Here is a 26,321-nt window from a genome sequence, read left to right on the forward strand (position 1 = left end):
TAATCTTATTCGGCTTACTTCTTATACCTGATAAGCGAAACAGGTGTGAGTTTGGTGATGGCCTGCCCTGTTTTCGGGTTGATAAAACGCACCAGCCCATCTTTCATCAGTTTCTCAAAGGCTGCGGTATAGTTGGCTAAGGTATAAGGCGTACTGATACTGTGGGACTCGTAGATGTACTGCAGCGACCGGTTGCTATACCTGCCGGCACTACCTGCTAGCTCTTGCGCCAGCCTGGTAACCGAATATTTGTAGTGCTCCTGAAACAAGGACAGCTGCTGCACTTGCAGGTTTGCTCCAAACAACGGAACACCGTCCTCCTGATAATCGCTATACCTTGCCAGCAACTCCTTTAGCCTGAGATAAGCCTGTTCAGATTTAACGCCGAAAACTACATAATGGCTCGTCTGCTTTTTATCCGGGAAGTTAATTCGGAAGCGCAGGGTATAGAAACCGTGGCTCTGGAAGATCTCTTCAAAGCAATCGAGCAAATACTCCTCCCGCCTATCAGCCTGCCTGTTCTGTTTATAGAAGGCCTTTATCTTATCCAGCCTCTCCCCGAACAGTTGCTGCCATAAACTATCGGCTTTGGCTCTCTTAATAGTATTGCCGAATGCCTTCGGATTGAAGAGCATCAACAAATCCGGGATGCCAGTCTGAACGGCCTGAAGCAACACCCGCTGTGAGAGTCCTTCAATTGTCGGGTCTAAAAAGGCAAGGCCAGTTGTCGTTTGCTCCAGCATTTGCGCTGCCAGCGCCTCATCATCCGCTTCCTGAAGCGTAAGGGGTGGATGTACTAAATCATGGTAAAAAGGCAACTGCTCTACTTTCTCCTGCAGTTCGGCTAAGGCAGGCTGGTCCACGTCGTAGAGAATGGTGCTGACACCTTTGTTCAAATCAGTTCGGGAACCGGTGCTTTTGTATACTTGCCGCAATACTTGTGGGGCAGTGGGAGCGGCCTCGCCAATATCCAGGCCAGCCTGTAGATCCATAAAGCGCACTGCCGTTTCAGCTGTGTTATCATTTTGTAGCACTGCCGCTGTCCATACCTCAAATAAGCGCGGTAACAACTCGGCTTTTATCTCCGAAGCTGTTCGCTCTGTTTTGAAGAAGTCGCTGGGTGCTGCGGCCATGGGTTGTCAGGGTGTCTGCTATTGGGTGTATTGCGCTTAACCTGTACGGAAGTGTTGGCGCAGGTTTGCAAATTTAGGGCAAAACCAACAAAAAAGCCCTTGCAACTTACGTTACAAGGGCTCTTCTGCAGTTTATTCAGTACCAGGAGCGGGAATCGAACCCGCACGAGCTTGCGCTCACAAGATTTTAAGTCTTGCGTGTCTACCAGTTCCACCATCCCGGCGCCTTCCGAAACGTTTATCGGAGGGGTGACTTTAAAAAACAAAGACGTTGCTTATCACAACGTCTTTGTTTTTTGCCGTTTTTGAGCGGGAGACGAGGTTCGAACTCGCGACCTCGACCTTGGCAAGGTCGCGCTCTACCAACTGAGCTACTCCCGCTTTTAGTCATTCCCTAAACCCCCTTAGCGATTTAGTGATACAAAGATATAGACAAAATTTCAGAAGTCAAGAGGCTGCGTAAAAATTTTCTCCCACTTTTGCTTTCTACCCTGATTTTCAGCGAGAAAATTTTTAAAATATTTTCAACTATACCCTAGCTATACCTGTTAGCGCACCACTTCGCCTTTATCTTTCAACAGCAATTTGAGCTCGTTGAGTTTCAAAAGCGCCTCCACAGGGGTAATGGTATTGATGTCAAGCTGCTCCATGAGTTCTTTCACGCGCTGTAGCTGCGGGTCCTGCAATTCGAACATACTCAACTGATAGTTGTTTTTCGGGGCCGACTTCATACGCTGCTTTGGCGCTTCCTCCGACACCTTCTCTTTCTCAAGGTGGTGCATGATCTCATCGGCACGCAGCACCACGCTGTTCGGCATACCCGCCATCTGGGCCACGTGTATACCGAAGCTGTGCTCACTGCCGCCCTCTACCAGTTTGCGCATGAACAGGATCTTCCCGCCCGTCTCCTTCACCGACACATTGAAGTTCTTCACGCGGTGCAAGTCCTCGGCCAATTGGTTGAGCTCGTGGTAATGCGTGGCAAAAAGGGTTTTGGCCCGGAACTTAGGGTGGTTGTGCAGGTGCTCCACAATGGCCCAGGCAATCGAGATGCCATCGTACGTGCTTGTTCCACGGCCAATCTCGTCCATCAGCACCAGACTGCGGTCCGAGAGGTTATTCAGAATGCTGGCCGTCTCGGTCATCTCCACCATAAAGGTCGACTCGCCTTTGGAGAGGTTATCCGAAGCACCCACCCGGGTAAAGATTTTATCGATGATGCCGATATTGGCGGCCTCGGCTGGCACAAAGCAGCCAATTTGAGCCATCAGTACGATCAAGGCCGTCTGGCGCAACAGGGCACTTTTACCGGCCATGTTCGGACCCGTAATGATGATGACTTGCTGCTCTTCGTTGTCAAGGTAGATGTCGTTGGGTACGTACTCTTCCCCTAGCGGCAGTTGCTTTTCGATAACCGGATGCCGGCCTTTCCTGATATCAAGGATGTGGCTCTCACTTACCTCCGGCTTCACGTAGTTTCCGGCAAGGGCTATACCTGCAAAAGCGCTCAGGCAGTCTATCACACCGATCACCTTGGCATTCTGCTGAATCTGCGCCACATAGTCCATGGCTTGCAGCACCAGCTCGTTAAACAAGCCAAACTCAATGGTATAGATACGATCTTCGGCGTTCAGGATTTTCTCTTCGTAGGTCTTTAGCTCCTCGGTGATGTAGCGCTCGGCATTCACCAGCGTCTGCTTGCGAATCCAGGTTGCCGGCACCTTGTCCTTGTGCGCATGTGTTACCTCCAGGTAGTAGCCAAATACTTTGTTGTAGGCGATTTTCAGGGAGCTTATACCTGTATTCTTCACTTCGCGCTGTTGCAACTGGGCCAGGTAATCCTTCCCCGAGAAAGCGATCCGGCGCAGCTCGTCCAACTCCTCGTTCACACCATCGTTGATCATGTTGCCCTGGTTGGTCAACATAGGTGCCTCCGGTTTCAGGATGTTCTTGATCTCCTCGCGCAGCCCATCGCAGGGTGCCAGCTGGTCGGCCAGCTTCACAAGAGCAGGTATACCACTGGCAGCCAGGAGCTTTTTAATGGGCTGAATGGCGTCCAGTGCCTTGGCCAATTGCATCAGTTCGCGTGGGTTCACGCGCCGTACGGCCACTTTAGAAATGAGTCGCTCCAGGTCGTTGATTTGCTTGAGATGCAGGTATAGCTCGTCGAGTAATTCCGTATGCTTGGTTAACGCCTCCACGGTATCGAGGCGACGCTTGATCTGCACCACGTCCTTCAGCGGCAGCACCACCCATTTTTTGAGCAGGCGGGCACCCATTGGCGTAGTCGTCTGGTCAAGTATCTGGATCAGCGGCACGCCGTCCTGGTTCTGCGGGTATACCAGCTCGAGGTTGCGCACCGTGAAGCGGTCGAGCCAAACATACTTGTCCTCCTCCAGTCTTGAGATGGTGGCGATGTGGCTGATCTCGTTGTGATGCGTCTCGGAGAGGTAATGCAGAATAGCGCCTGCCGAAGTGATCGCCTCCTGCATACCTTCTATACCATAACCCTTAAGCGAAGTGGTATTGAAGTGGCGCGTCAGGGATTCGTAAGCAAAGTCGTAGCTGAACACCCACTCTTCCAGGGCATAGTAACGGAAGTCAGGGCCATAGCTTTGGAAGAAGGTCTCTTTCTCACGCTTGCAGAACAGTACCTCCGCCGGAGCCAGGCTTTGCAGAAGCTTGCCTACATAGTTCTTATCACCCTGCGCCGTAATAAACTCACCGGTGGAGATGTCCAGAAAAGAAACGCCGGTTTCGGTCTTACCGAAATGCACGGCCGCCAGGTAGTTGTTGCTGCGCTTTTCCAGCACCTGGTCGTTGAAAGACACACCGGGTGTTACCAGTTCGGTTACGCCACGCTTCACAATGCCTTTCACCGATTTCGGGTCTTCCAGCTGGTCGCAGATGGCCACGCGCTCTCCGGCCCGCACCAGTTTGGGCAGGTAAGTGTCGAGGGAGTGGTGCGGGAAACCGGCCAGGGCCGTCTCAGAGGTTGAGCCAGCGCCACGCTTAGTCAGCACAATGTCGAGTATCTTACTGGCCCTGACAGCGTCCTCGCCGAAGGTTTCGTAAAAATCCCCTACCCTGAATAGCAACAGTGCCCCCGGATGCTTCGCCTTGATGGCGTTGTACTGTTTCATCAGCGGGGTTACGGTGCCTTTGTCTCCTCCTTTCATACCTGTATATATTTGTTGGGAAGCACTTTCCCGGTTAATCTTTAACTTCTGGCGCGGGACTCAGTCCCGTGACGGTGAATGATGTGGAGTCTGCGACTCCACTGAGTCCGCAGGACTCAAACTGCCGGTTCAGCTATACCTTGTTCGTAGCGACAGCTTCTCTAGCTCATACTTCTCTTGTTCTAAAGCTTGGCTTGGCCAGCCGGGCCTTACTTTTTTTCTTGATAAAAAAAGTAAGCAAAAAAATCAAGACCCTCCAAACTCGCTGAACGCTCGAACAGTGGAGTGTCGTTTAGTGCACCTGGCACAGCTGTCTGTTTCATCGTTTCTGCGCGAGTTACCTAACTATGCTTGACAATAGTTTATTTACCTATAATACAGGGCTTATACCTTAAGATCTAGTAGCTACAGCCCTCCTCCTTGGGAGGGGCAGGAGTGGTTGGAACCGGTAGCTGCGAGAATCCTGCAAATCCTAAAATCCTGTAAATCCTGATTCAGATGCCCCTTCTTTGTATCTTTGCAACAAGGTATAGCCTGTGCTATACCTGCGCGGACATCCTGCCGCTTGCGTCTGACATCCTTTGTTCCTCAAAAATGAAAAAACTTTCCATGGACGACCTTAACCGCGACTCGGTTGAGGAATTCAAAAATAAGAAAAAAATACCGTTAGTCTTGGTGCTCGACAATGTGCGCAGCCTCAATAATGTGGGCTCTGTATTCCGTACCGCCGACTCCTTTATGGTCGAGCAGGTATACCTGTGCGGCATTACCGGCACTCCGCCCCACCGCGATATCGAGAAAACAGCCTTGGGCGCTACAGAGTCGGTGGCCTGGGAGTATGCGCCCGACACGCTGGAACTGGTAAAGCAGCTGAAAGCCCAGGGGTATAAGGTAGGATCTGTGGAGCAGGCGGAGAATAGCCTCAAGCTAAATGAGTTTATACCTGAACCCAACCAGCATTATGCCCTGGTGCTGGGCAACGAGGTGTTCGGTGTGGAGCAGGAGGTCATCAACCAGTCTGATTTCGTGCTGGAAATCCCGCAGTTCGGCACCAAGCACTCCCTCAACATCTCGGTCGCTACGGGTGTGGTCGTATGGGATTTCCTGAGCAAACTCATGCGCTAAAATGAAACCGTCTTCTCGGCTATACCTGAGGCATGGCAGAGAAGACGGTTCTTGTCTCGTATACCCTGTTCGGGCACTTCCTCCAGACCGACAGCCCACCTCCCTGGCTCAAGGTTCTGCGCCTTTTTAAAATAATTTCCCCTCCCGGTTAAACCCTTGCCCTGGCTACCTGTCTTACCTGTGGCTAATAGTTGAAGCCGGGGCGAACTGTAACTCCTTCACTGGAAAGCGGCTAACCCCGGCCAATGCCTTCTCTGCGCACCCATCTGCTGCTTCCACCACCCTGAAGCGCATCAGCACTTTTCTTATTGACCCCATATTAAATTATGAGAACTCATTTTTCACCATTACTCTTTCCCCTCATTTTTACGCTCTTTACTTTCTCCAGTGTGCAGGCCCAGCAACAGGCGGCTTCCGGCCGGGGCAAGGTCTCTGGCACTGTGCAAGACCAGGAGACCCAGGCACCGCTCGGTTTTGCCAATGTGGTGCTGCTAACGGTCCGCGACTCCAGCCTGGTAACCGGCGCTACTTCCGACATGGAGGGTAAGTTTGAGCTCGACCGCGTACCACAAGGCAATTTCATACTTCGCATTTCCTCCGTAGGCTATCCCACCAAATTTATACCTGGCATCACTGTTTCAGCCTCCGATAGCCATGTGCGTTTGGGCGCTATACCTGTAAAGGGGGGCGCTACGCAGCTCAAAGAAGTGCAGATCGTGACCGAACGGCCCATAGTGGACTTTGAGCTGGACAAACGGGTGGTAAACGTGAGTCAGGATATTAATGCCGAAAGCGGCTCTGTGGCCGAAGTGATGCAGAACCTGCCCTCTGTAACGGTTGACATTGACGGCAATGTGAGCATGCGCGGCAGCTCGAATGTGACCATTTTGGTGGATGGCAAGCGCTCGGCTCTCTCCAACCTGACCCTCGACCAAATTCCGGCCAACCTGATTGAGAGCATAGAGCTGATTACCAACCCCTCCTCCAAATACAACCCCGAAGGCACATCCGGCATCATCAACCTGGTGCTGAAGAAGGAGAAAAAACCCGGTTTCAATGGGTCTGCCTCGGTCACGGCCGGCACTTACGACAACTACAATACATCGCTTAACCTGAACTACCGCTACAACAAGTGGTCTTTGAACTCGGGCTACGACTTCAGGCAGCGCACCCGGCCGGGGGAGCGCAACAGCTTTACGACCAATTACCACTTCGACGACCTGGGGCAGCAGGACAGCACCAGCTACCGCCTTCAGAACGGGGACCGCAACAGCCAGGACATTTCGCACAGCCTTAGGTTGGGCGCTGATTATTACCTCACTCCCAGGCATACCTTGTCGGCTTCGGGCATCTACCGTTTTGGCCGGGACACAGGCTACAGCAACATCTCTTACCGCTTTCAGGATGAGAACCGGCAATTGGTCAGCACCCGGACGCGCGACACCGACGAAGAGGAAAATGAGAATGCCGTTGATGTGACGCTGGGTTATCGCCAGACCTTCGGCAAAAAAGGACAGGAACTGACCGCCGACATCGTTTATAACACGAACATAGATGACGAGGTGGCCAACTTTAGGGAGACCAGCGGATTGCAGGGGGCTTTGCCAGAGGTGCAGCAAACCCTGGTGGACGACGCAAACAGAGAAATAGTGGCCAAAGCCGACTACGTGCACCCCATCTCAGATAACAGCCGCTTCGAGGTTGGTTTCCGCAGCTCGTTTGAGCGGCTGGACGAAAACTCCCGCTTCTTTAACCTGAACAACGAGACCGGTGAACTAGTGTACAGCACCGACCAGAGCAACCATTTTGTTTTCGACCAGAACATCTACTCTGTTTACACCAACTACAGCAACAAGTATAAATCCATCAGCTACCAGATAGGGGTGCGGGCCGAGCAAACCGTAACCAAAACCGACCTGCGCACCGAGGAAATGAAGGACGGCAACAGTTACTTCGACCTTTTCCCGACCGTGTTCATCACCAAGGATTTTAACCCGGACAACAAGCTGCAGTTTAGCTACAGCCGCCGCATTAACAGGCCGCGCAGCCGTTTCCTCAATCCGTTCGTAGACCGCTCCGACCGCTTCAATGTGAATTACGGCAACCCTGACCTGAAGCCAGAGTTTGTCAACTCCCTGGAGCTGGGCTACCTGAAATACTGGGGCGATGCCTCTGTCAACGCAACTGTTTTCTACCGCCACACCCTGGATGAGATAGAGCGCTTCCGGACGGTGACCAATGTCATTGTAAACAACGACACCATACCTGCCACTGAGACCACTTTTCTGAATATCTCCGACAACCGGGCTTACGGGGTGGAACTTGGCTTTAACTACCCTGCCACGAAATGGTGGCGGCTGAACGGAAGCGTTTCGGGCTTCCGGACACAGCTCAACACCACCCAGGCCGACACGGAATTGAGCAATGCACAGTTCAGCTGGAACTCCAAAGTGAACTCTACCTTTACCGTGTGGGAAGACCTGAGTATTCAAATATCCGGCTTCTACCGCGCACCGACGGCTGACATACAAGGCCGCATGGAGCAGATGTTCAGCACTGACCTAGCCATGAAAAAGGATGTGCTGAAGAAGAAAGGCACCATTTCGCTCCGTGTATCGGATGTGTTCGACACGCGGCAATTCAATTTCCTGAGTTTTGGCCCTGAGTTCAGAACCGAAAGCGAGAACCGCCGCCAAAGCCGCATCATCTACCTGGGCTTTACCTACCGGCTCAACAGCGAAGAGAGCAGCCGGGAGCGCCGCCGCCAGCGCGAAGAGCAGAACGGAGGCGACGAGGGCTTTGATTACTAAGTTAAGGTATACCCTCTTTTTCTACTTCTCCGTATCTAACACCAACCAAACCCGAAACCATGACTGCTCCTGCCCGATTGCCGATCATAGACCTGCATTGTGACCTTCTGGTATACCTGTCGGATGTGCCCGGCTCGGCTATCGACCGTGTGGCTGAGATCGGCTGTGCGCTGCCATCCCTCAACGAGGGCAATGTGCTTTTGCAGACCATGGCCATTTACTGCGCCACCGCGCCCGGCAGCACCAATTACGCCCATCTGCAGGCCGAGATATTTCAAAAGCTGGCTGCCGACGAGAAGAGCCGCCTCACAGCCGTAACCGGGGTCGATTCGTTGCGGGCTGCCCTGAGCGGCAAAGTCAGTACCGGCATGGTAGCTGCTATCGAGAACGCATCCGGTTTCTGCGAGGAGGAGGAACCGCTGGAGGACGGTTTTAAGAAACTGGAAAAGATCATCGAGGCAGTGGAACGGCTTCTGTACATTAGCTTTACGCACCACTTGGGCAACCGCTTCGGGGGTGGCAATTCCACCGGTTTGGGCATAACCCGCGACGGGAAAATGCTGTTGGACTACCTGCACGGCCGCCGCATCGCCGTGGATTTTTCGCATACCAGTGACGCCCTGGCCTTCGATATACTGGAGCACATCGACCGCGAAAAGCTTGATATCCCCATTATCGCGAGCCACTCCAACTTCAGGCCGGTATGGGAGCACAACCGCAACCTGCCCGACGAAATTGCACAGGAGATCATTCGCCGCAAGGGTTTGATCGGGATGAACTTCCTTCGGGCGTTCGTGAACAACACTGATCCGGAGGCATTGCTGCACCACATACGCTATGGTTTTGAGACGGGTGCGGAAGATGCCATCTGCTTCGGGGCCGACTATTTCTATACCGCCGACTCTACCGATCTAAGTCGTATCCCCTATTACTTCCCCGAGCATGAGCAGGCCGGTTCCAGCTATACCTTTCTGCTCAACCAATTGCAACAGCACCTTTCGCAGGAGCAACTCCAAAAGCTCGCCTATAAAAATGCGCAGCGCTTTATGGAGCGAATCTGGTCCTGAGCACCGTCGAAGCCATACCTGCCAGAAAATTCATACTGATCGCATAGAAACTTGCGCTGAAAATAATTTTTATTACATTTAAAGTGTGCTATATAGACAGATCCCTACAAGGTACTGTTTATTGTTATAACATGCTTCATTTAAACTAAAACCGCATCGGTATGAAATTCATCGGACTCTTTCTTCTCCTCATTGGCTTTGTGTCACTATTCATAGGATTCACGGGTGCTAATCTCTTAGCAATCAACTGGGTAAACCAATGGGGTGAAACAATTGGCTGGTTAATACGTATCGGTGTGACTATACTCGGTGGCGTGTTGTACTTTATTTACCGGCATGAAGATTAGGCCTTTTCGCTTAGTTTCTGGATTGATACCTTGCCGCGTGCTTCTAAACTGCGTATAATCAAATACAGCACCTGATTGGAGTCGGCCAGGCTGCTGCCCAAATTGAACTATAACGATAGCTTTAACAGCCATGGACACTCCGCAGTACTCTCCTTACTATATTCAGATCAATGAGCTCTATATAGACACAGTCGTTATTGACGACACGGAGTTTATCACGCTTTGGTGCTTCACCATTCTCGACGACGAGTACAAATTCATCTACCTGGGTTGCGATTTCACACAGTTTAACCAGATCCTGATCGGTGCCGGCGATAAGGGAAAGGAGATCGCCCTGCACATGGCCAACGTGCTCAACAGCGAGCACGACTCCCCGACCCTGGTCCCGATCAAGGAGCAATTTGACGATTACCTGGAGCTTACCGGTTTTGACCTGATCGTGTATGAGCCGCTGGCGGTGGACGATGGGTTTGAGGATGAGTTTGACGATGACGACGACCTGCCGCTTGAACAACTGCTAGGCGGTGGCAGCAAGCGCTCTGATAACACCTCGCAAAAGTACCTGATCTACCAGCTCGACAAGCTATACCCGTCCAAGGTATTTGAGCCCGAGAAGCTGCAGCGCGAAAGCCTGACCGAGCAATTTGAGGATGACTCCCTGGAATTGGCGCAGCTTTACTACGATTACCTTAATGCCTCCGAAAACGGTTATTCCGAATGCGAGGCACGGCAGGTGGCCGGACTCGAGAAAGACCTTTTCTTCCGGATGGCCCGTAAGGCGGCCGACCTCTGGAGCTAATACTCCGCAAATTTCCTTGCCATCCCTGTCATTTACCGGTGCTGTCGTATTCCAGGCTCAGCTTTCTGCGTGCCTGTAGTTGCAGCTGCATTTCGCTTATCCATTTCCTGATTTCCTCTTCTTCCGTGCGCACCAGCATTTCCTGGTAGTGTTCCTGCTGCGATTTCTGTGACGAGTCGACATACTGCCGGTAGCGCTCATCAAACTCGGCAGCCGGCAGCTTCCTGAACTCTTCTATGGTCTCCTGGTCTGCTGTGCCCAGCGAATCGGGCAGACTGCTGTGAAGCCCTTCTGCTTTCGCCACTGTGCGCAGCTCATCCAACGCGCTGCCGTAAAAGGCTAGCATCTGTTCGCCCATGGCTTTCACCTCTTCGCTCTGGCCTTTTTCGATCGCTAGTTGGGCTAGTTTCGCCTGCAGCATGTTGGTACTGGCCGCATAGTCCACAAATGCGGCAGTTCGACTCATCTCTTTTACCGCAGGTGGGGTTATCGCCTCGCCCGTTTCCGTTTCCACGGTATCGCCGCAGGCAATGGTTAGCAGGAACAGTAGCCCGAAGGCAATAGACAGGAGTTTATCGGTAAACATAGGCAGGGCATAAGGGGCTTGGTTGATACCTATACCGTACATCCTTGCGATGAGTTTATCCTATTTGCAAAAACCTTTTATAATGCAGCGCTTGGCTTAGGACTATACAATTTATCCTTCGAACTAAAAGCGGTAGGACTTGCGAACCAGCGTCAGGTTACTATCGCGGCCCTGCTCCGGCACCACGTGGTCAGGTATAGGTTTGCGCACCAGTTGCCGCGGCAGTCCGATGGAAATATCGTACAGGTATAGCATCAGGCTGCTGCCCTGCTTCAGGCGCACCTCCAGCTCCACTTCCTTCGACTCGGGCAGCCCATGCACTTTGGCAAAGTATACCGCTCCCTGTTTTGTCTCGATTGGTCCCAGTGAAAGGGAATCGCCGTTGATGGCGGCCCCGATTAAGCCACCTTCCTCTAATGGTTGCAGCACGAAGTCGAGGTGGGCGGCACCGCGTGGTGAGCGCAGACGCAGGGCCAGTATGCGTTCTCCCGGTGCTATCCCTTCGTTTACCAGTGTGGCGACAGGCACCTCTACAGGTATAGCCTCTGCCTGATTTTTCAGGTACTGACGCGAAGCCATCGGGTAAATTTCGGCCAGGGCACCAGTTGAGGGGTTGGGGAAGAACTGTCGGTTCCAGTCATCGGTTCTTTCATAAGCGGAGGCCCACACCGCTACACTGTCGTCGGCGTTCAGGTAGTAGCTCACATGGCTATGCAGGGGCTGACTTTCGGATGGCTTCTCGGCCTCGATGGCCCGAAACAGTTGCACTCCTCCTACAAACAGTAAAAGCGCCGGCAGCAGGGGCATCCCGCGCCAACTGAAGTTTCTGTCTATCACGACCAGCAGCGGTATACCCAACCCCAACAGCAGTATCAGGGTAGCAACCATGGCCACCGGCATCTGAAGCGCAAACACCACAAACAGGAACCGCACCAGGGGCATAAGCATGAATATAGCTGGCATCACCCCTACTAGCAGCACTATGGCATAGGCCCAGGCCACCGGCTTTTCGTGCAGTTCGAGCAGGAAGACCACCAGCATGGCGCCCAAAACAAAAAGCAACGGAAAAAGAAACAAGTAGGCCGCTACTGGCACCAGCACAAACGTCACCGCCATCAGGGCAAACCACACCAGGCAAGCGCCCATCAGCAGCGAAAACACCGACATCCAGCGCAGCAAAAGCCAGCAGAGCAACAGGAATAAACCCAGTGCTACCAACAGATAGGACATGAAGAAACGACCGGCTCCATACACGCCGTTGCTATCATGCGCATAAGGAAGCATACTTTTCACAAACGTGTTGATTGGGAAAAACACGCCCGAAACAATGGCTGTGATCAGCAAAAAGCCGAAGAAGCCGCCCAAGACCTGAGGTATGGAAAGCGCCTTTTTCCGGTACCCCACACCTATCGTCACCACCAACAGTAGCGTTACCAGACCGGCCCAGAGCATGTTCAGTCCAGCCGGATATTGCACCAGCCAGCTACCTGCCGGGTTGAAGAAAATCCTGTCTTTGGCCTTGGTGTTGTCAAGCGAGACGCTGCCCAGCTGCCGAACCAGTGCCAGCATGTTGCTGCCGTGGTGCTGCAGACTGTTGCGGTTCAGGTTTTCGGGCGAGTCGGTCATTTTGTGGTAGTGCACAAACCCATCGATAAAGGCAGAGTTCACGCCCGTATACCCGGCATCCCGAAACACGGTAAAATCGGTGTTGTTGGGCAAGCGGCGGTATACCTCATACATCATGGAACTGGCAAACGGATAGGGTGCTGATTGGGCAAACTGCTCCACGATCCAGCCATTCTCGGGACTGATTTCGAAGGTCATGCTGGGGCCGGCGTTACCACGTGCCTCCATATTGACCACCACCGCCACATCATGCGCCCAGGAGTGCTTCAGAAAGGCTTTGGCCCCGTAGAGACCATACTCTTCGCCATCGGTCATCAGGAAAATCACATCGTGCTGCAGCGGTTCGCCTTGTTGCAGGGCACGGGCTGTTTCCAGCAGGGCGGCTATACCTGCCGCATCGTCGCCGGCACCGGGGGTGTTGGGCTGCGAGTCGTAGTGGGCCATCACCAGCACGGTTTTGCCGCGCTGCTGCGTCCCTTTCAGGCGGCCCAGCAGGTTGTATACATAGCCCACATTGTTAGTTTCGCCCACCTGGTTCACGGTAGTCGCTTCCTGTACCTCTGTCTGCAGGCCCAGCGCTTCCATTTGCCGCAACAGGTATTGCCGCACCCTGGCATGCGCTGGGGTACCCATGGCGTGGGGTTCACGGGCCACTTCCCGCACATGCCGCATGGCGCGTTCCGCCGAGAACTCAGCAGGGGGCGCATCGGCTGGCAGGGCTTCCGGCGGACTCATCAGGCTAACACTGTACACACTTAGCCCCACCAGGGCTGTGAGCAAAAAGAGAGCAACTAAATAGGGACGGTTGGGCATGGCAGCAAATGAGTACAGGTATAATATTTTACTTTTACAATATAAATATATTTCCAGAATCTTTTTACCCACTACGCAGACACGAAGCAGGCCGCAGCCCCACCAGGTATACCTGGCGGGGCTGCGGCCTGCTTCGTGTCTGCAAATGTCTAACGTGAAGGATCACCCTCAGTCAGCACTTCGTTCTGACGCAAATGTACTGGGGTTGTCTTTTTTCGCAGTTTCATGTTCAGCATTTCCACCATCAGCGAGAAGAACATGGCGAAGTAGATGTAGCCTTTCGGGATGTGCTGGTGCAGCGCCTCCACGACCAGCATAAAGCCGATCAGAATCAGAAAGGCCAGCGCCAGCATTTTCACGGTTGGGTGCTTGTTTACGAAGTCGCTCACGTACTTGGCGAACACCAGCATAATGCCCATCGCAATGATGACGGCAATGACCATCACCATAATTTCCTGGGCCAGGCCCACTGCCGTCAGGATGGAGTCGAAAGAAAACACAATATCGATGAGGATGATCTGGATGAGCACCTTGCCTAGCGTTATCTGTGCCTTTCCGGTTTCGTGCCCCTCTTCCTCGCCTTCCAGTTTGTTGTGTATCTCGGTAACAGATTTGGCCAACAGGAACAGACCACCGGCAAACAGAATAATATCGCGCCACGATACCGGGAAGTCCTCTTCTGTGAACGGCAGGTTGATCGAGAAGATCGGGTTACTGGCGCTCACGATCCAGGCAATGAACATCAGCAGGATAATGCGGAACACAAGGGCCAGCATCAAACCAATGTTACGCCCTTTGGCCTGCTGCTCCTTTGGCAGTCGGCTGACAATGATCGAGATAAAGACAATGTTGTCGATTCCAAGCACGACCTCCATAAAGGTCAGGGTGAGCAGACTTATCCAGGTATCCGGATTCGCGAAAATTTCCATATAGGTATAAGGTGAGGGTAAGGGTTAAATTGATAAATGGCTAAATTGTTAAATGGTTGTCCCTAAAAAACCATTTAACAATTTAGCCATGCAACCACTAAGATTTCATGTTGACATACTGAAGCGGCATGCCCACTTCTTCGGCGTTGGTACGCATCAGGGCGATCACTTGCTGCAGGTCGTCGATTTTCTTGCCGGTCACCCGGATGGTTTCGTCCATCATGGCAGCCGACACTTTCAGTTTGCTGTCTTTGATCAGCTTCATGATTTTCTTGGAGGTCTCCTTGTCGATGCCGGCTTTCACTTTGATGTCTTTCTTCACCATGGCGCCAGACGCGTAGGCCTCTTTGGAGAAATCGAGGGCGGTGGCGTCGAGGCCCTGCTTCACCATTTTGCCGATGAGCACATCCTCGGTGTGCTGCAGGCGCATGTCGTTCTCCATGCTGATGTGCACTTCGTTGTTTTTCTTGTCGTACTCCAACGTGCCTTTGGTGTCGCGGAAATCATAGCGGTTCATGATCTCCTTGCGGGCCACATTCACTGCATTGTCCATGGTCTGCGGATCTACTTTGCTGATGATATCAAAAGATGCCATAGTTTTTCAGGTTTGGTAACAGAAATAAGTTTTACACGATTTATCGCCCACAAAGTTATTTAAATGCCTGAATGGTTAAATGGTTAAATTGCTTGATGGTTGAATTGTTAAATTGTTGATTGTTGGTTGCTGATTGCTAAATTGCTTCGCTGGATTATCTTTTCTCCGAAAATTCAGTTGCAATCCCCTTTTGAGGGGGCGCAGGGGTGTGTTAATATTTGTGAATCCCCCTGATCAACCATTCAACCATTAAACAATTCAACCATTTAGCAATTAACATGCACGTCATTGAACCCTCCACTCCCAAGCAATTCGAACAGTACTACCAACTGCGTTACGACACCCTGCGCAAGCCATGGGACCAACCCGAGGGCAGCGAACGGGCTGAGGACGATAGCGAGGCCATACATGCCATGCTGGTAGACGACGCGGGAGAAGCGTTAGGGATATGCCGCCTGCATCTGAACACCCCGCAGGATGCACAAATCCGCTTTATGGGTGTGCGGGCCGATAAGCAGGGCCAGCGCCTCGGCGACCAACTGATTCGCTACCTGGAGGACCGCGCCCGAGAGCTGGGCGCCACCACCATGACGTTGCAGGCCCGCGAAAATGCCGTAAACTTTTACCGCCGCAACGGGTATGAGGTAGTAGAAAAAACATACCTGTTGTTTGGCTCCATTCAGCACTACAAAATGGCCAAGCAACTGTAACCCGTTGCAAAAATGGCTTTCATCAAAAAGAAAAAACTTATCCTGACCGCCGGTGCTGTCTTGCTCGGCGCTTTCATTATCAGCGGCTGCAGTAGCAGCAACGCCCCGCTCGATACCGTGCCCCACGTGGACTTGGCGCGCTACATGGGCAAGTGGTACGAAATCGCCTCTATCCCACAGCGCTTCTCCAGGGGTTGCCATTGCACCAGTGCCGAGTATACACTCCATGCTGAGGAAGGCTATGTGCAGGTATACAACTCCTGCCTGAAAGATGGGAAGGTGAGCGATGTGAATGGCAAGGCCTTCCCGGTGGAGGGGAGCAACAACAGCAAGCTGAAAGTACAGTTTTTCTGGCCTTTCAAGGGCGACTACTGGATTCTGGAGCTCGACCCCGACTATCGCTACGTGATGGTGGGCTCACCTGACCGCGAAAGCCTCTGGTTTTTGTCCCGCACGCCAACCCTGGACGAGGCTACCTACGCCCGGCTGGAGCAACTGGCCAATAGCAAGGGCTTTCCGGTGGAGCAGCTGGAACTCATGGACCAAAGCTGTGCAGAGTAGCAGGTATAGCGCCTGATCAGTAAGCCCGCCACATACCTGTGGTGTCGTCTTCGGTGGCCGCGGCACCCGGCACAGGCGACTCCCGCAATATGTCATCCTGCTCGGTGTTGAACTTATCGGCACTGAATAGGAAAGAGACAATGCCCAGCACCAGCAGAAAACCAAAAGGAACCACCAGGTTGCGGTAGAAGAAATAGCGAAGGGGCTCATGGAGTTTTTTGTAGCGCCGGAGGTATAGGAAAAGCAGCAACCCCACCAGGATATACAAGGGCAGCGCCACAAAAAAGACCACCTGCCAGCCGTACCAGTTCTGGTAGCGGAAAATGAGCGCCACAAAACTCATGACCAGCGACAGGCTGCTGATAGAGCCCAGCAAGGCCAGCCAGATGTTGGACACGATGTAGAAAAACGACAAGCCTACCTGTACCAGAAAAAGCAGCAGAAGCACTACCATCGAAAACACGAATACAAAGCTGCCGCCCGTCAGGCCCAGGAACTTCATCACGACACCCACCACGGCCATACCCATCGCGACATAAAGTATGGTGGTAAAGGAGCGGATAAAAGAAGTGAGTTGGTGGCGCACATTGGCAACCAGCGACTGCTTGTCATGCTGATGGTGTGGCGTATGGTTCATGGCTTTGCAAGGTATAAGGTTGTGTAATTCTGTTTACGCAATTTCCGCCAGTGCTTTGGCTCTTGGTCCACAATGCTGCACATGCTCTACAGCGGAACCCGCTTCTTGGGCTAATGTTTCACCAGCTCAGCCTTGCCTGGCGGAATCCATTGGAGACCTAGTAGGCAGTACTGCAACAAACAAGGGAGGTGCATGGTTGGGTGCAACCTGCATTATATTTTCAACTCTGTCAGATCACGCAGTTCAACGTTCAGTTCGCGGGCAATCCGCTCCATTTCCGCCATGGCCCTCCCCTTGTCTTTCCGCTGCAGCAGATGCAGTTTCACCCCATCGGCCAACTTCAGGTAACCGTCGTATTTCTCCAGGGCAAAGGTGCTCATAGACCCTCTCGACTCCATGGTCTGCCTATACCTGTTCCGTTTCAGAAATAAAAACTCAAACCCAGGCAGGGGCAGCTTATCGCCAAAGGTCATCCCTGCAAACCCAATTCCTTCCCGGTAGGTCCTGTGCTCCAGATCGAACTCTGTGCGGTAATGCGTGAACTGTGTGGTGATGCCCACCGGCAAAATGAGCCAGGCAGCCACGTAGCCATAAGATGCAGCCACATACCCAGACACCAAAGTGAATAGCGCTAAGAGCGTAGCCAACCAGCCAAACACCCTAAAGGCGATTCCGAAGCAATGCCCCGTGTTGTAACTGTACAGTGTATCTTTCATAAGCCAGGGTCTATCCACATCATTCCTTACTACGCACAAGGAGGTTCCGGTTCTCATCATACAGCCCTACCAGCACACTGTTGCCCTCCCTGTCCACACGCAGCCCCCCGTATTTCGCTTTCTCAAACGTTTCTGCCTGGCCTTCCTCAAAAAAGAAAGACTCCGCCCCGAGGTGGAGCGCCCACCTGCCTTTGCTATACCGAAGCAGTAGTTCGCTGGGGTTTAGCGGCTCTTTTCCGGATTGATAGCGAACCAGCTGCGCCACGTTTTGCGAATCGAGCTGCACCACGGCATAGCCCCGACTGGGGAGTTTGTCGAGTTCCTGTGTCTGGCTAATGGCATAGCTGAGCACCATGTAGTCGCCTTGCATGAGCGAGCGCGGGTCTACGGGCGCCAGCTCGAGCAGCACCAGCTGGCCGTCTGCCAGTATCTCCTCTTTCTCCACCACCGACAAATTGAAGAAGGCCAGTACCGCCACCAGGTTCACCAGCACGACAATACTCTTCAGGTTATACTTCATGGCGTCGCAGGTAACGGTTTAACAGGTATAGTCCGGCTAGGAAAAGGCTGCCCGTGAGCACCAGCACCCCCGACTTGGCCAGGAGCGTCATGTGGAGGTCGTAGTAGTAAAGCACCAGGAAGTAGGCCAGCGCCAACAACCCCACCCAGAAGCCTGTTTTGTGCCCGATGTAGAAACTGGACAGCACCACCAGCAAAGCGCCCGGCACGGAGGGAGCCATCATAGTCGGCACCAGAATCAAACCGCAACAGGTATAAAAAATGGCCTGCGTCTTTTTATCCTCCACCCCATTCTCGCACAGCACACGGTTTAGCAGCAGCAAAAGGCAGCCAATCAAAAACAGACCCGACAGCCAGAAATGCGTGATGCTGCTGGAAAGAAATTTCTGATGCATGAACAGCCCCAGCGTTGTCACCAGCGATAAAATCACTCCCATACGCACCGGCCCGAACACCAGCGCAACCCTGCGGGAAGCCGCCAGTAGCTTTGCCTCGTAGAGGCTCATGTAAGTGAGCACGGCAGCCAGCATAGCAAGGAGTGCATGGGACAGGTTGTATACCTGGTGCATGAAAGTCAGGCTCAGCAGACTGCCATTGAGCACCAGCACCGCGACGAACACGCAGATGGCGCTCCGGGAAAAGACCAGTACCAAGGTAGAGGCTATACCTAAAACCAGCGCCACAGCCGTCGAATTATCGGTCAGTTGCCCTGTGCCTATCGCCAGCATGACATAGCTTGCCATGTTCCAGGAGACTCCAAGGGCGTCTGTGGTGGCGTCTTTGCTGGAGCGAATCATCACTTCCGCCCCTATCAGGAAAACCAGGCCAAAAACCAGCATGGCTATACCTGAATTGAGTAACACTGTCATAGCGATAGCTCCCATCAAGGTAGAAGTAGCCAGCAAACCACCCAAAATGGTGAGCACTTTCACCGGCCAGCGTTTCAGCAAAGAAGTAGATTGGGTTACTTCCGTCGTGATGGCGGCTTCGTCGCAGCGAAAGTCGGGTTGTTCCTGCGTGATCTCCTGCAGCAGGTTTTTGAGCTGTCGCGCTTCTTTATCGTCCATGCCACTGTCGGTTAAGTTTACCCAGGTACTGTATCAGCAGGGTAATGCTACCAACCACAAAGAGCGTGGCCAGCAACAGCATCAATTCCGGGATGTTCTCGCCCAGCCGCACCAGTATGGCCGTTACCACCGCAATTCCGCTAAAGGGCAGCGCCGTCAGGTAAAAAATGTCGCGCACCCGCAGTCCGTAGGCTATACCTGCGCCATACATCGCTACGCCAAGCAAATAAGCCAGTCCGAAGTCCTGCCGTATACCTGCAAACAGGGTATAGATCATGCTGATGGTGATGACCGTGATCGCCGCCAGCCCTACAATTCTCGGGAACCAATGGTGCTGTATACCTGCACGGCCTTTCGTGGCTAAGACTTCCCACATGATAACAGCTGTTGCATTGAGAATGAACATGCTATCCAGTACTATGGCAAAGGACCAGTGTGTGACGACCTGCTGGGTATAGAGCACGAAAGTGGTGTTGAGCAGCGCCAGGAAGATGAACCACAGCGGCTGAAAGCGAGCTACCAGCACCCACAGCACCACACAAATCGTCCAGCCCAGAAAGAAGTCGTAGGCATTGGCACCTGTTTGGTAGATCTGCCCGAACACGGCAAAGAGCACACCCACCAGCATGGTGCCGGCTGTGAGCAACACCTTCTTCACTGTGTTGCTGCGTTTGGAAAACACCGCCGCCAACGTAACCGCCAGTATCAGCAGCTCGATCAGACCCAGCTTTACGAATTTGTGCATGTCGGCCCAGTTGTAGGCAAAGAAGAAGACAATACCCGATACCAGAAAGCTGCCTCCAAGCCCGAGCAGGAACAGGCGGATAAACTTTATCCAGTCCCGCGGACCGGCGTATACCTGACTTTTGCGCAGCCCGGCGGCTATACCTTCCTCGCGCCAGTTACTGTGCCTGGCAATGCTGTGAATGGTGTCGCGGGTCAGCCTGGGTTTCATTTGTCGCCTTATTTGAACAGCTTAACAGAGGGGTTAGTGGGTTGATTGGTTGGTAACGGGTTTTTGAAGATAGCGTGCAAGTCACAGCTGTAGCATCATGGGGTATACATCCTGTTACGGTTATTTTTGTTATTGGCAATGCAATACCCTTAGTTTTCCAATCTCATCTCCATACTGCTCTTCAAAGCCCATCTCCAAGGCTCTTGCTATGTCGGCACAAGCTTTCTCTTTGTCTTCCTTTTCTAGATATAAAAGGGCTCTGTTCCTGTAGGCATAGGAATTTGTTGGCACCATCTGAAGGGATTGATTAATGTCTTTAAGAGCCAAAGTGTTATCTCCTGACTTAAAATAAGCAAACCCTCTGTTATTGTAGGCAAATGCTCGTAGAAGCGGTCTACTCTCATTGCCGGAAAGGTTATTGATAGCCTTGCTCCAATCCTCGATGGCTTCAGCATACCGACCAAGTTTAGTAAATATGTGTGCTCTCTCTTCAAAAGCAAAAGATTCGTTAGGGCTAATATTTACTGCTTTATCTAAGTCGACCAATGCTTTGTCAATATTATTAGAGCTTTTAAAAGCTAATGCTCTAAATGTAAGAGCAGTATAGTTATTTGGATCATTTGCTAAGATTGTATTGTAATCACCCAAAGCTTTATTAAAAACACCTGTTCTATGGTAAAAGCTACCACGTATCAGAAGTAACTCGATATTGTTAGGGTCGTCTTTGATAGCAATGGCTATGTCCTTGATGGCGAGCTCTGTATTACCCAATAAATGATGCATTACGGCACGATAGCCATATGCCTCTGAATAGTTTGGGTTTAGTGAAATGGCTTTACTGATTGCTGTTAGCCCTTCGTCTTCCTTGCCAAGATTAAATAGTGCTTGACCTTTCAAAGTCCAGGCTATATGATTTTTAGGATGTCTTTTGATAAGTTGTTCTGTAATTTCTAAAGCCTTACCATATTGCTCTGAGTTGAAGAACTCAGCAGCCTTTTCGTAAGTAACAGCCGCTTCCTTTTCGGTTTGACCGAAGGCTTGTTGAGAAAAGAGAAGTAAAACACAAAAGATTTTGATTAGTCTGTTCATATTTCAAATTTACTATTAACGGACTTGCCTATAGGGTGGCGAAGCTAACCTATAGGTGTGGTTAGCGAATGAAGTGTTTCTTTAATCTTTTGTAAACAGGTGTAAAGATTGCCATACCCCAATAAACAGTCACTATCATGTAAAGCAAAACTGCTATTATCCTTCCAGTTAGCGTGGGGACAATGACAGCTAAAAGAATGAAGATGATTAGATGGGTATAGAAACTCAACCTTAGCTGTCTTCTTACTTCATTCTCATCTTCATCAAACACATAGTACTTTTCTTTAAAGCCAACCCCTATGTTTGCCTGTAAAAAGCATATGAGGGATAGTTCAGCTAAGGCTTTATATTTTCTTCCATTTGCCTTAGTTACTATTGCCGTGTTAATAGCTTCAAGATCTTCAGCATGAAACGCGTCCCATTGAATAACCTCGTAAAGTAGCCTAAGCAAGGTACTACTATCAGCCTCATCCGCTATTGCATTCACTTGCATTTCTTTTCTTCTGTGTTTTCTTTACCCGCTACTACCTCATAAGCGTGAACATACACCTATCTGCGCATAATCAAACATAGCAAAATCCATCTATTTCTCAACCTTACCGTCAAGCATTTTAAGAATTTGTAACTTGAATTCTGATACGGCCGCTATACCTTGCCGTTATAAGTTAAACACGATACCTGTTGAAAACGACTCAAGCTCTTAAAACCCGCATTGCCCCTACCCCCAGCGGCTTTCTGCACCTGGGCAATGCGCTGTCGTTTGCCATTACCTGGGCGCTGGCCCGTCAGCAGCAAGGCCTCGTAGCGCTGCGCATCGACGACCTCGACAATGCCCGCTTCCGGCCCGAGTACCTGCAGGATATCTTCGACACCCTTGACTTTATGGGCCTCGACTACGACGAAGGGCCGCGCAACCCACAGGATTTCCGGGAGAACTATTCACAGCTTCTCAGGCTTCCGGCCTACCAGGCGCAACTCGACAAACTGGTGCAGCAAGGCATGGTCTACGCCTGTCCCTGTTCCCGCAGCCAGATAAGCGCCCTGTCGCCGCAGGGGCTATACCCACTCACCTGCCGCGACGAGCAGCTACCCCTCGACACGCCCCATGCCGCCTGGCGTGTCCGTATCCCGGAGGGCACCGTCGTCGCTTTCAGAGATCAGCTGCTGGGCAACTGCACCGTGGCGCTGGCCCTTGAGATGCCCGACTTTGTGGTGCGCCGAAAAGACGGTATACCGGCCTACCAGATTGCCTCGATCGTAGATGACCTGGCCATGGGCGTGAACCTGATCGTGCGGGGCGAGGACCTCATGCTCTCCACGGCGGCACAGCTTTTTCTGGCGCAGCACACCGGAGCCACCGCCTTTACGGAAGCGCAATTTGTGCACCATCCGCTTATCGTGAGCGAGGGCAACAAACTCTCCAAATCGCACGACGCACTCTCGCTCACCGAAATGCGCAAGGCAGGACTCACGACAAAGCAACTCTGGCAAAAACTGGCTGAACTGCTCGGTTGGCAAGACGCAGGTATAACAGACGCGCAAAGTTTTCTGAAACGCTTTGAGCTTAACGACCTGCCCAGGCACTTCGCACAAGTATAGCGGGCGACCCTTTGCAGCGCCCCGGCCGTTCTTCCGTATAGAGTGAAACTGCCCAAATCCGGCAGCACAATTGAGAAAGCCGCAAAACCTATGCCTTCCAATAACCGAAACAGAAGAACTTCCACGCGAAACCTGCGCGCCTCGACGGCAAGTACCGGCACACACGACACGGGTCAGCCCAAAGGATACACCGCCGCTACTACACGCAGAAATCTCCGCACCAAAGTCCGCATAAGAAAACCCACCCGCGGCTCCGCTGTAAAGGGAGCCCAGAACCGACTCCGCAACTTCCGGCAGGCCTCCATCCTGGCCGTGGCCATCACGGGCTTTATTCTTTTGATGTTCGCCCCCAGCGAAGCCGGCCTGGCGCAGGACAATGGCCCGGATACCGTGACAGTGGTGGAAGAGGTGAGCCAGGGAGAATCGGCGCTTGCTGACACAGCAACAGAAGCCGTAGCTCAGAACGGCTCGACCAAGGAATCCGCTGTGGAGGCCATCGGGGCACTTCAGGGATTGTGGGACAGCTTTATCTTCAACTTGCCCAAAATACTGGTTGCATTGGTTACGCTGGTGCTGGCCTGGCTGGTGGTACGTGTGTTGCGGGCCATCCTGCAGCGCAGCATAGGCAGGTGGCAAAGCTCCAGTGCCGTTATCTCTCTCGTCTCCATTGCGGTTTGGTTGCTGGCTGTTGGCGTGGCCCTGAGCGTGGTAGCCGGCGACATCCGGGCACTGGTCGGTTCTTTCGGACTGATTGGCCTTGCCCTGTCGTGGTCGCTGCAAACCCCGATAGAGAGTTTTACCGGCTGGCTCATGAACTCTTACCAAGGCTACTACCGCGTCGGTGACCGCATCAGAGTGGGCGAAGTGTTCGGCGATGTGTACCGCATCGATTTCCTCACGACCACGGTATGGGAAATAGGCGCGCCTTACCAACCGGGCTTTGTGCGGGCTGAGCAGCCCACTGGCCGCCTGGTCACTTTTCCAAACAACGAGGTTCTGACCGGCACTATCATTAACCTGACCGGCGATTTCCCTTATGTGTGGGACGAACTGGATGTGGGCGTGGCCAACGAGTCGGATGTACCCTTGGCCATGGAGGTATTGGAAGGCGTAGCGCTAGGCCTGCTCGGCAATTACATGAAAGCGCCTGCCGCCTCTTACTCGCAGCTCCTGCAACGGGCGGGTCTGGACGATGCTGTGCCGGACAAACCACAGGTTTTTGTCTCCATGGACGAGTCGTGGACCAACGTAACCATCCGTTACCTGGTGGGGGCAAGGGAGCGCCGCAAGTGGAAGAGCGAACTCACGCTGCGCATTACCAACGAACTGAACAAACCGGAGTACATAGGCAAGATCATCCCGGTATACCCACGCCAGCAGATACAGTTCATCAACCCGGAAGGCGTGCCTGTCCAGCCAGGTATAGCCGACACAGACAAATCGAAATCATAACCCATGGTGCGCCCCAGTAACACGGCTGTCGCTTAAACGTTTCTGCTGCCGCCCGAAGGCCACCGCTACCTTTCTGCACCCATAGCCAAGGTATAGCGCTCTACTTTGGGTACCTTTGCCCAGTTAGCTTTTTCATCATGTCGTATTCCAACAAACCGGTCCCTTCGCTCACCCCCCAAATTTCCAGCCCAAACCAGCGTGCGCTGAACAAACTGCAGCAGGATTTCAACAAAAAAGTGGCGCAGATAGAGCAATTGAAGCAGGAAATAGCCACGCGGCGCGACAGCATGGACCTAGCCCAAAAGCGAATCGAAAAGGAATTGCGTCCTGTCATTATGCAACAGGTTGAGAAACGCGTGGAGCTGGCCCACTTGCTGGACGAAGCTTTTGCACTTCCCTTGTTCAGCTTCCGGGAAAAAGAAAAACTCGCGCAGCTCATCACCGAAATCACCCTCGACCTGATTCAGAGCTATGAGCGCCGCGACCTGGTGGCCCTGCACGACCGCTATGCCGAGCTTTCTTATGCAGAACTTCAAGTTTACACAGAGGACGAGGAGGATTTACCGGATGAAGGTATAGCCGAAGAGGAACCAGGTATAGCCGACGACTGGGATGACCTGGACGACTTTGAGCGCATACAGGCCCAGCTCGACCGCGAAGAGGCAGAAAGGGAACAGGCCAGGCAAAATCGTCAGAAAGGCCGCAAGACCAAAGCCCAGCAAGTGAAAGAGGCCAAAGCCAAGGCCGAACTCAGCAACATCAGCAAAGCCAGCCGCCGCGTGTACACCGACCTGGCCAAGCAGCTGCACCCCGACAAAGAGCGCGATGAAACCAAGCGGGTATGGAAAGAAGAAGCCATGAAGCGCGTAACCCAGGCCTATCACCAAGATGATTTCTTTGAGTTGCTGCGCCTGCAAATGGAGTTTCTGCAAGAACAAGGTATAGCACTCGACACAATGCCTGACGAGCAACTGCAGTACTATGTGAAGCTGCTGGATGATCAGCTCAACGAGCTCCAAACAGAGCTCAACGATTTCATCTTTGGCCCCAACGCCACGTTTTACGACCGTTTCTGCGGCAGCCCCAAGCAGATGAACCAGAAGTTTAAGCGGGCCAAAGAGAGTTTAGCCTATGAATTGGAGCAGCTGAAGCAGAACCTACGGGTATTGCAGGATCCGCAAATGATCAAGGTATTGCTGAAGTAGGTATAGGTTTACCCCACCTGCTTCAGCTCTTTCGGATTTGTAATCCGAAAGTTTTCTACTGCAAGGATTTGTAATCCGCTGCCACCAATAGTCGTACAAGCCTGCATGGGACTGAAAAATAAAGTACACACGGGCTATTTGTACTTCCTGACACTAACAGTAGTGGATTGGGTTGATGTGTTTACCCGCCCGGCATACCGACATATACTTTTGGATTCTCTCAAATACTGTCAGCAGCAAAAAGGGCTGGACTTATATGCCTGGTGCCTCATGAGCAATCACCTACATCTGATAGCCGGGGCAAAAGATGGGTATAATCTGTCAGACATCCTCCGCGACTTTAAAAAATTCACAAGTAAATCAATCATAAAAGCCATACAGGAAGAAAACGAAAGCCGCAAAGGCTGGCTGCTCAACCGATTTACTTTCGCGGCTGCCAACGATATAAAAACGAAGAACTTCAAATTCTGGCAGGATGGTAATGAGGCCAAAGAGCTTCATACAAACAGCTTTATGGAACAGAAGCTGCAGTACATACATCAGAATCCTGTGGCAGCTGAAATAGTTGCCGAGCCCGAGCACTACCTGTATAGTTCGGCCTTGAACTACGCCGGACAACCAGGCTTGTTAGATGTTATTTTGTTAGAATAGATCTGGGGTGACAAGCATCGAAGAACCTAAGGCTTGGCTTTTTCGGATTTGCAATCCGAAAACGGATACTATCAGGATTTGCAATCCGCTTTTATACTCTCTGCTGTTGCAGTCTGCTTTACCAAAGGCAGTGTAGAAGTCGGATTACAAA

At 52.2% G+C, this 26,321-nt stretch carries 23 protein-coding genes and 2 tRNA genes; 10 read left to right on the forward strand and 15 right to left on the reverse strand.

Annotated features, from left to right (window positions below; genetic code table 11):
• Positions 1-14: 14 nt before the first annotated feature.
• The 4 genes from H9Q13_RS12885 to mutS all read right to left on the reverse strand — a co-directional run bounded on the left by H9Q13_RS12885 (position 15) and on the right by mutS (position 4,312).
• Positions 15-1,133: a hypothetical protein gene (locus tag H9Q13_RS12885; protein ID WP_224744269.1), complete on the reverse strand. Its 1,119-nt coding sequence runs from the start codon at positions 1,131-1,133 to the stop codon at positions 15-17.
• Between the two features lie 140 nt (positions 1,134-1,273).
• Positions 1,274-1,357, reverse strand: a tRNA-Leu gene (locus tag H9Q13_RS12890).
• 84 nt (positions 1,358-1,441) lie between these two features.
• Positions 1,442-1,514: transfer RNA gene (locus H9Q13_RS12895), tRNA-Gly, on the reverse strand.
• A gap of 167 nt (positions 1,515-1,681) precedes the next feature.
• Positions 1,682-4,312, reverse strand: a complete 2,631-nt coding sequence (gene mutS / locus H9Q13_RS12900; RefSeq protein ID WP_191184223.1) for a DNA mismatch repair protein MutS — start codon at positions 4,310-4,312, stop codon at positions 1,682-1,684.
• Positions 4,313-4,906: 594 nt separating this feature from the next.
• Here mutS and H9Q13_RS12905 point away from each other — a divergent pair.
• From H9Q13_RS12905 to H9Q13_RS12925, 4 genes are all read left to right on the forward strand, one after another.
• Entirely contained in the window at positions 4,907-5,437 is a 531-nt protein-coding gene (locus tag H9Q13_RS12905; RefSeq protein WP_191184224.1) for an RNA methyltransferase, read from the forward strand.
• A 326-nt stretch (positions 5,438-5,763) separates the two neighbouring features.
• A complete protein-coding gene (locus H9Q13_RS12910; RefSeq protein WP_191184225.1) occupies positions 5,764-8,247 on the forward strand; it encodes a TonB-dependent receptor domain-containing protein in 2,484 nt (827 codons plus the stop codon).
• A gap of 59 nt (positions 8,248-8,306) precedes the next feature.
• A complete protein-coding gene (locus H9Q13_RS12915; protein WP_191184226.1) occupies positions 8,307-9,314 on the forward strand; it encodes a dipeptidase in 1,008 nt (335 codons plus the stop codon).
• Between the two features lie 477 nt (positions 9,315-9,791).
• Positions 9,792-10,460: a hypothetical protein gene (locus tag H9Q13_RS12925; RefSeq protein ID WP_191184228.1), complete on the forward strand. Its 669-nt coding sequence runs from the start codon at positions 9,792-9,794 to the stop codon at positions 10,458-10,460.
• 28 nt (positions 10,461-10,488) lie between these two features.
• Here H9Q13_RS12925 and H9Q13_RS12930 read toward each other — a convergent pair whose 3' ends face one another.
• From H9Q13_RS12930 to H9Q13_RS12945, 4 genes are all read right to left on the reverse strand, one after another.
• Complete coding sequence (locus H9Q13_RS12930) at positions 10,489-11,088, reverse strand: DUF4142 domain-containing protein (protein ID WP_224744270.1); 600 nt, start codon at positions 11,086-11,088, stop codon at positions 10,489-10,491.
• An 81-nt stretch (positions 11,089-11,169) separates the two neighbouring features.
• Positions 11,170-13,452, reverse strand: a complete 2,283-nt coding sequence (locus H9Q13_RS12935; RefSeq protein WP_224744271.1) for a M20/M25/M40 family metallo-hydrolase — start codon at positions 13,450-13,452, stop codon at positions 11,170-11,172.
• Between the two features lie 182 nt (positions 13,453-13,634).
• Positions 13,635-14,414, reverse strand: coding sequence for a TerC family protein (locus tag H9Q13_RS12940; RefSeq protein ID WP_191184231.1), 780 nt, complete (start codon positions 14,412-14,414; stop codon positions 13,635-13,637).
• Between the two features lie 97 nt (positions 14,415-14,511).
• A complete protein-coding gene (locus H9Q13_RS12945; RefSeq protein ID WP_191184232.1) occupies positions 14,512-15,009 on the reverse strand; it encodes a YajQ family cyclic di-GMP-binding protein in 498 nt (165 codons plus the stop codon).
• Positions 15,010-15,287: 278 nt separating this feature from the next.
• Here H9Q13_RS12945 and H9Q13_RS12950 point away from each other — a divergent pair, with 278 nt between their 5' ends.
• Positions 15,288-15,719 carry a GNAT family N-acetyltransferase gene (locus H9Q13_RS12950; RefSeq protein ID WP_191184233.1) on the forward strand — a complete coding sequence of 144 codons (432 nt, stop codon included), beginning with the start codon at positions 15,288-15,290 and terminating at the stop codon, positions 15,717-15,719.
• Between the two features lie 12 nt (positions 15,720-15,731).
• On the forward strand, positions 15,732-16,280 hold the full coding sequence (locus tag H9Q13_RS12955; protein WP_191184234.1) for a lipocalin family protein: 549 nt from the start codon (positions 15,732-15,734) through the stop codon (positions 16,278-16,280).
• A 16-nt stretch (positions 16,281-16,296) separates the two neighbouring features.
• Here H9Q13_RS12955 and H9Q13_RS12960 read toward each other — a convergent pair whose 3' ends face one another.
• The 7 genes from H9Q13_RS12960 to H9Q13_RS12990 form a co-directional block, all read right to left on the reverse strand.
• Positions 16,297-16,917 (reverse strand): hypothetical protein, encoded by a 621-nt coding sequence (locus tag H9Q13_RS12960; RefSeq protein WP_191184235.1) that lies wholly within the window; start codon positions 16,915-16,917, stop codon positions 16,297-16,299.
• Between the two features lie 212 nt (positions 16,918-17,129).
• Complete coding sequence (locus tag H9Q13_RS12965; RefSeq protein ID WP_191184236.1) at positions 17,130-17,633, reverse strand: hypothetical protein; 504 nt, start codon at positions 17,631-17,633, stop codon at positions 17,130-17,132.
• Between the two features lie 19 nt (positions 17,634-17,652).
• On the reverse strand, positions 17,653-18,153 hold the full coding sequence (locus tag H9Q13_RS12970; protein WP_191184237.1) for a GDYXXLXY domain-containing protein: 501 nt from the start codon (positions 18,151-18,153) through the stop codon (positions 17,653-17,655).
• On the reverse strand, positions 18,143-19,219 hold the full coding sequence (locus H9Q13_RS12975; RefSeq protein ID WP_191184238.1) for a DUF4401 domain-containing protein: 1,077 nt from the start codon (positions 19,217-19,219) through the stop codon (positions 18,143-18,145). The genes H9Q13_RS12970 and H9Q13_RS12975 overlap by 11 nt, the downstream gene beginning before the upstream one ends.
• On the reverse strand, positions 19,209-20,174 hold the full coding sequence (locus tag H9Q13_RS12980) for a DUF2157 domain-containing protein (RefSeq protein WP_191184239.1): 966 nt from the start codon (positions 20,172-20,174) through the stop codon (positions 19,209-19,211). Before H9Q13_RS12980 ends, H9Q13_RS12975 begins: the two co-directional genes overlap by 11 nt.
• 129 nt (positions 20,175-20,303) lie before the next feature.
• Positions 20,304-21,263, reverse strand: a complete 960-nt coding sequence (locus H9Q13_RS12985) for a tetratricopeptide repeat protein (protein ID WP_191184240.1) — start codon at positions 21,261-21,263, stop codon at positions 20,304-20,306.
• A gap of 61 nt (positions 21,264-21,324) precedes the next feature.
• Positions 21,325-21,750 (reverse strand): hypothetical protein, encoded by a 426-nt coding sequence (locus H9Q13_RS12990; protein WP_224744272.1) that lies wholly within the window; start codon positions 21,748-21,750, stop codon positions 21,325-21,327.
• Positions 21,751-21,944: 194 nt separating this feature from the next.
• Between H9Q13_RS12990 and H9Q13_RS12995 the strand changes: the two genes are divergently transcribed.
• The 4 genes from H9Q13_RS12995 to H9Q13_RS13010 all read left to right on the forward strand — a co-directional run bounded on the left by H9Q13_RS12995 (position 21,945) and on the right by H9Q13_RS13010 (position 26,170).
• Positions 21,945-22,862, forward strand: coding sequence for a glutamate--tRNA ligase family protein (locus tag H9Q13_RS12995; RefSeq protein ID WP_191184242.1), 918 nt, complete (start codon positions 21,945-21,947; stop codon positions 22,860-22,862).
• A gap of 90 nt (positions 22,863-22,952) precedes the next feature.
• Positions 22,953-24,314 carry a mechanosensitive ion channel family protein gene (locus tag H9Q13_RS13000; RefSeq protein WP_191184243.1) on the forward strand — a complete coding sequence of 454 codons (1,362 nt, stop codon included), beginning with the start codon at positions 22,953-22,955 and terminating at the stop codon, positions 24,312-24,314.
• 137 nt (positions 24,315-24,451) lie between these two features.
• Positions 24,452-25,519 carry a J domain-containing protein gene (locus H9Q13_RS13005; protein ID WP_191184244.1) on the forward strand — a complete coding sequence of 356 codons (1,068 nt, stop codon included), beginning with the start codon at positions 24,452-24,454 and terminating at the stop codon, positions 25,517-25,519.
• Positions 25,520-25,624: 105 nt separating this feature from the next.
• Positions 25,625-26,170: an REP-associated tyrosine transposase gene (locus H9Q13_RS13010; RefSeq protein WP_191184245.1), complete on the forward strand. Its 546-nt coding sequence runs from the start codon at positions 25,625-25,627 to the stop codon at positions 26,168-26,170.
• Positions 26,171-26,321 lie beyond the last annotated feature (151 nt).

Origin of the sequence: Pontibacter aquaedesilientis, from assembly GCF_014773225.1 — a bacterium.
Taxonomy (GTDB): Bacteria; Bacteroidota; Bacteroidia; order Cytophagales; family Hymenobacteraceae; genus Pontibacter; species Pontibacter aquaedesilientis.

What these genes read in the sequence shown, in the direction of transcription:
- H9Q13_RS12885 (WP_224744269.1), bottom strand. Translation starts at nt 1,133, where the DNA reads ATGGCCGCAGCACCCAGCGACTTCTTCAAAACAGAGCGAACAGCTTCG.
- mutS (WP_191184223.1), bottom strand. Translation starts at nt 4,312, where the DNA reads ATGAAAGGAGGAGACAAAGGCACCGTAACCCCGCTGATGAAACAGTAC.
- H9Q13_RS12905 (WP_191184224.1), top strand. Translation starts at nt 4,907, where the DNA reads ATGAAAAAACTTTCCATGGACGACCTTAACCGCGACTCGGTTGAGGAA.
- H9Q13_RS12910 (WP_191184225.1), top strand. Translation starts at nt 5,764, where the DNA reads ATGAGAACTCATTTTTCACCATTACTCTTTCCCCTCATTTTTACGCTC.
- H9Q13_RS12915 (WP_191184226.1), top strand. Translation starts at nt 8,307, where the DNA reads ATGACTGCTCCTGCCCGATTGCCGATCATAGACCTGCATTGTGACCTT.
- H9Q13_RS12925 (WP_191184228.1), top strand. Translation starts at nt 9,792, where the DNA reads ATGGACACTCCGCAGTACTCTCCTTACTATATTCAGATCAATGAGCTC.
- H9Q13_RS12930 (WP_224744270.1), bottom strand. Translation starts at nt 11,088, where the DNA reads ATGTACGGTATAGGTATCAACCAAGCCCCTTATGCCCTGCCTATGTTT.
- H9Q13_RS12940 (WP_191184231.1), bottom strand. Translation starts at nt 14,414, where the DNA reads ATGGAAATTTTCGCGAATCCGGATACCTGGATAAGTCTGCTCACCCTG.
- H9Q13_RS12945 (WP_191184232.1), bottom strand. Translation starts at nt 15,009, where the DNA reads ATGGCATCTTTTGATATCATCAGCAAAGTAGATCCGCAGACCATGGAC.
- H9Q13_RS12950 (WP_191184233.1), top strand. Translation starts at nt 15,288, where the DNA reads ATGCACGTCATTGAACCCTCCACTCCCAAGCAATTCGAACAGTACTAC.
- H9Q13_RS12955 (WP_191184234.1), top strand. Translation starts at nt 15,732, where the DNA reads ATGGCTTTCATCAAAAAGAAAAAACTTATCCTGACCGCCGGTGCTGTC.
- H9Q13_RS12960 (WP_191184235.1), bottom strand. Translation starts at nt 16,917, where the DNA reads ATGAACCATACGCCACACCATCAGCATGACAAGCAGTCGCTGGTTGCC.
- H9Q13_RS12965 (WP_191184236.1), bottom strand. Translation starts at nt 17,633, where the DNA reads ATGAAAGATACACTGTACAGTTACAACACGGGGCATTGCTTCGGAATC.
- H9Q13_RS12970 (WP_191184237.1), bottom strand. Translation starts at nt 18,153, where the DNA reads ATGAAGTATAACCTGAAGAGTATTGTCGTGCTGGTGAACCTGGTGGCG.
- H9Q13_RS12975 (WP_191184238.1), bottom strand. Translation starts at nt 19,219, where the DNA reads ATGGACGATAAAGAAGCGCGACAGCTCAAAAACCTGCTGCAGGAGATC.
- H9Q13_RS12980 (WP_191184239.1), bottom strand. Translation starts at nt 20,174, where the DNA reads ATGAAACCCAGGCTGACCCGCGACACCATTCACAGCATTGCCAGGCAC.
- H9Q13_RS12985 (WP_191184240.1), bottom strand. Translation starts at nt 21,263, where the DNA reads ATGAACAGACTAATCAAAATCTTTTGTGTTTTACTTCTCTTTTCTCAA.
- H9Q13_RS13000 (WP_191184243.1), top strand. Translation starts at nt 22,953, where the DNA reads ATGCCTTCCAATAACCGAAACAGAAGAACTTCCACGCGAAACCTGCGC.
- H9Q13_RS13005 (WP_191184244.1), top strand. Translation starts at nt 24,452, where the DNA reads ATGTCGTATTCCAACAAACCGGTCCCTTCGCTCACCCCCCAAATTTCC.
- H9Q13_RS13010 (WP_191184245.1), top strand. Translation starts at nt 25,625, where the DNA reads ATGGGACTGAAAAATAAAGTACACACGGGCTATTTGTACTTCCTGACA.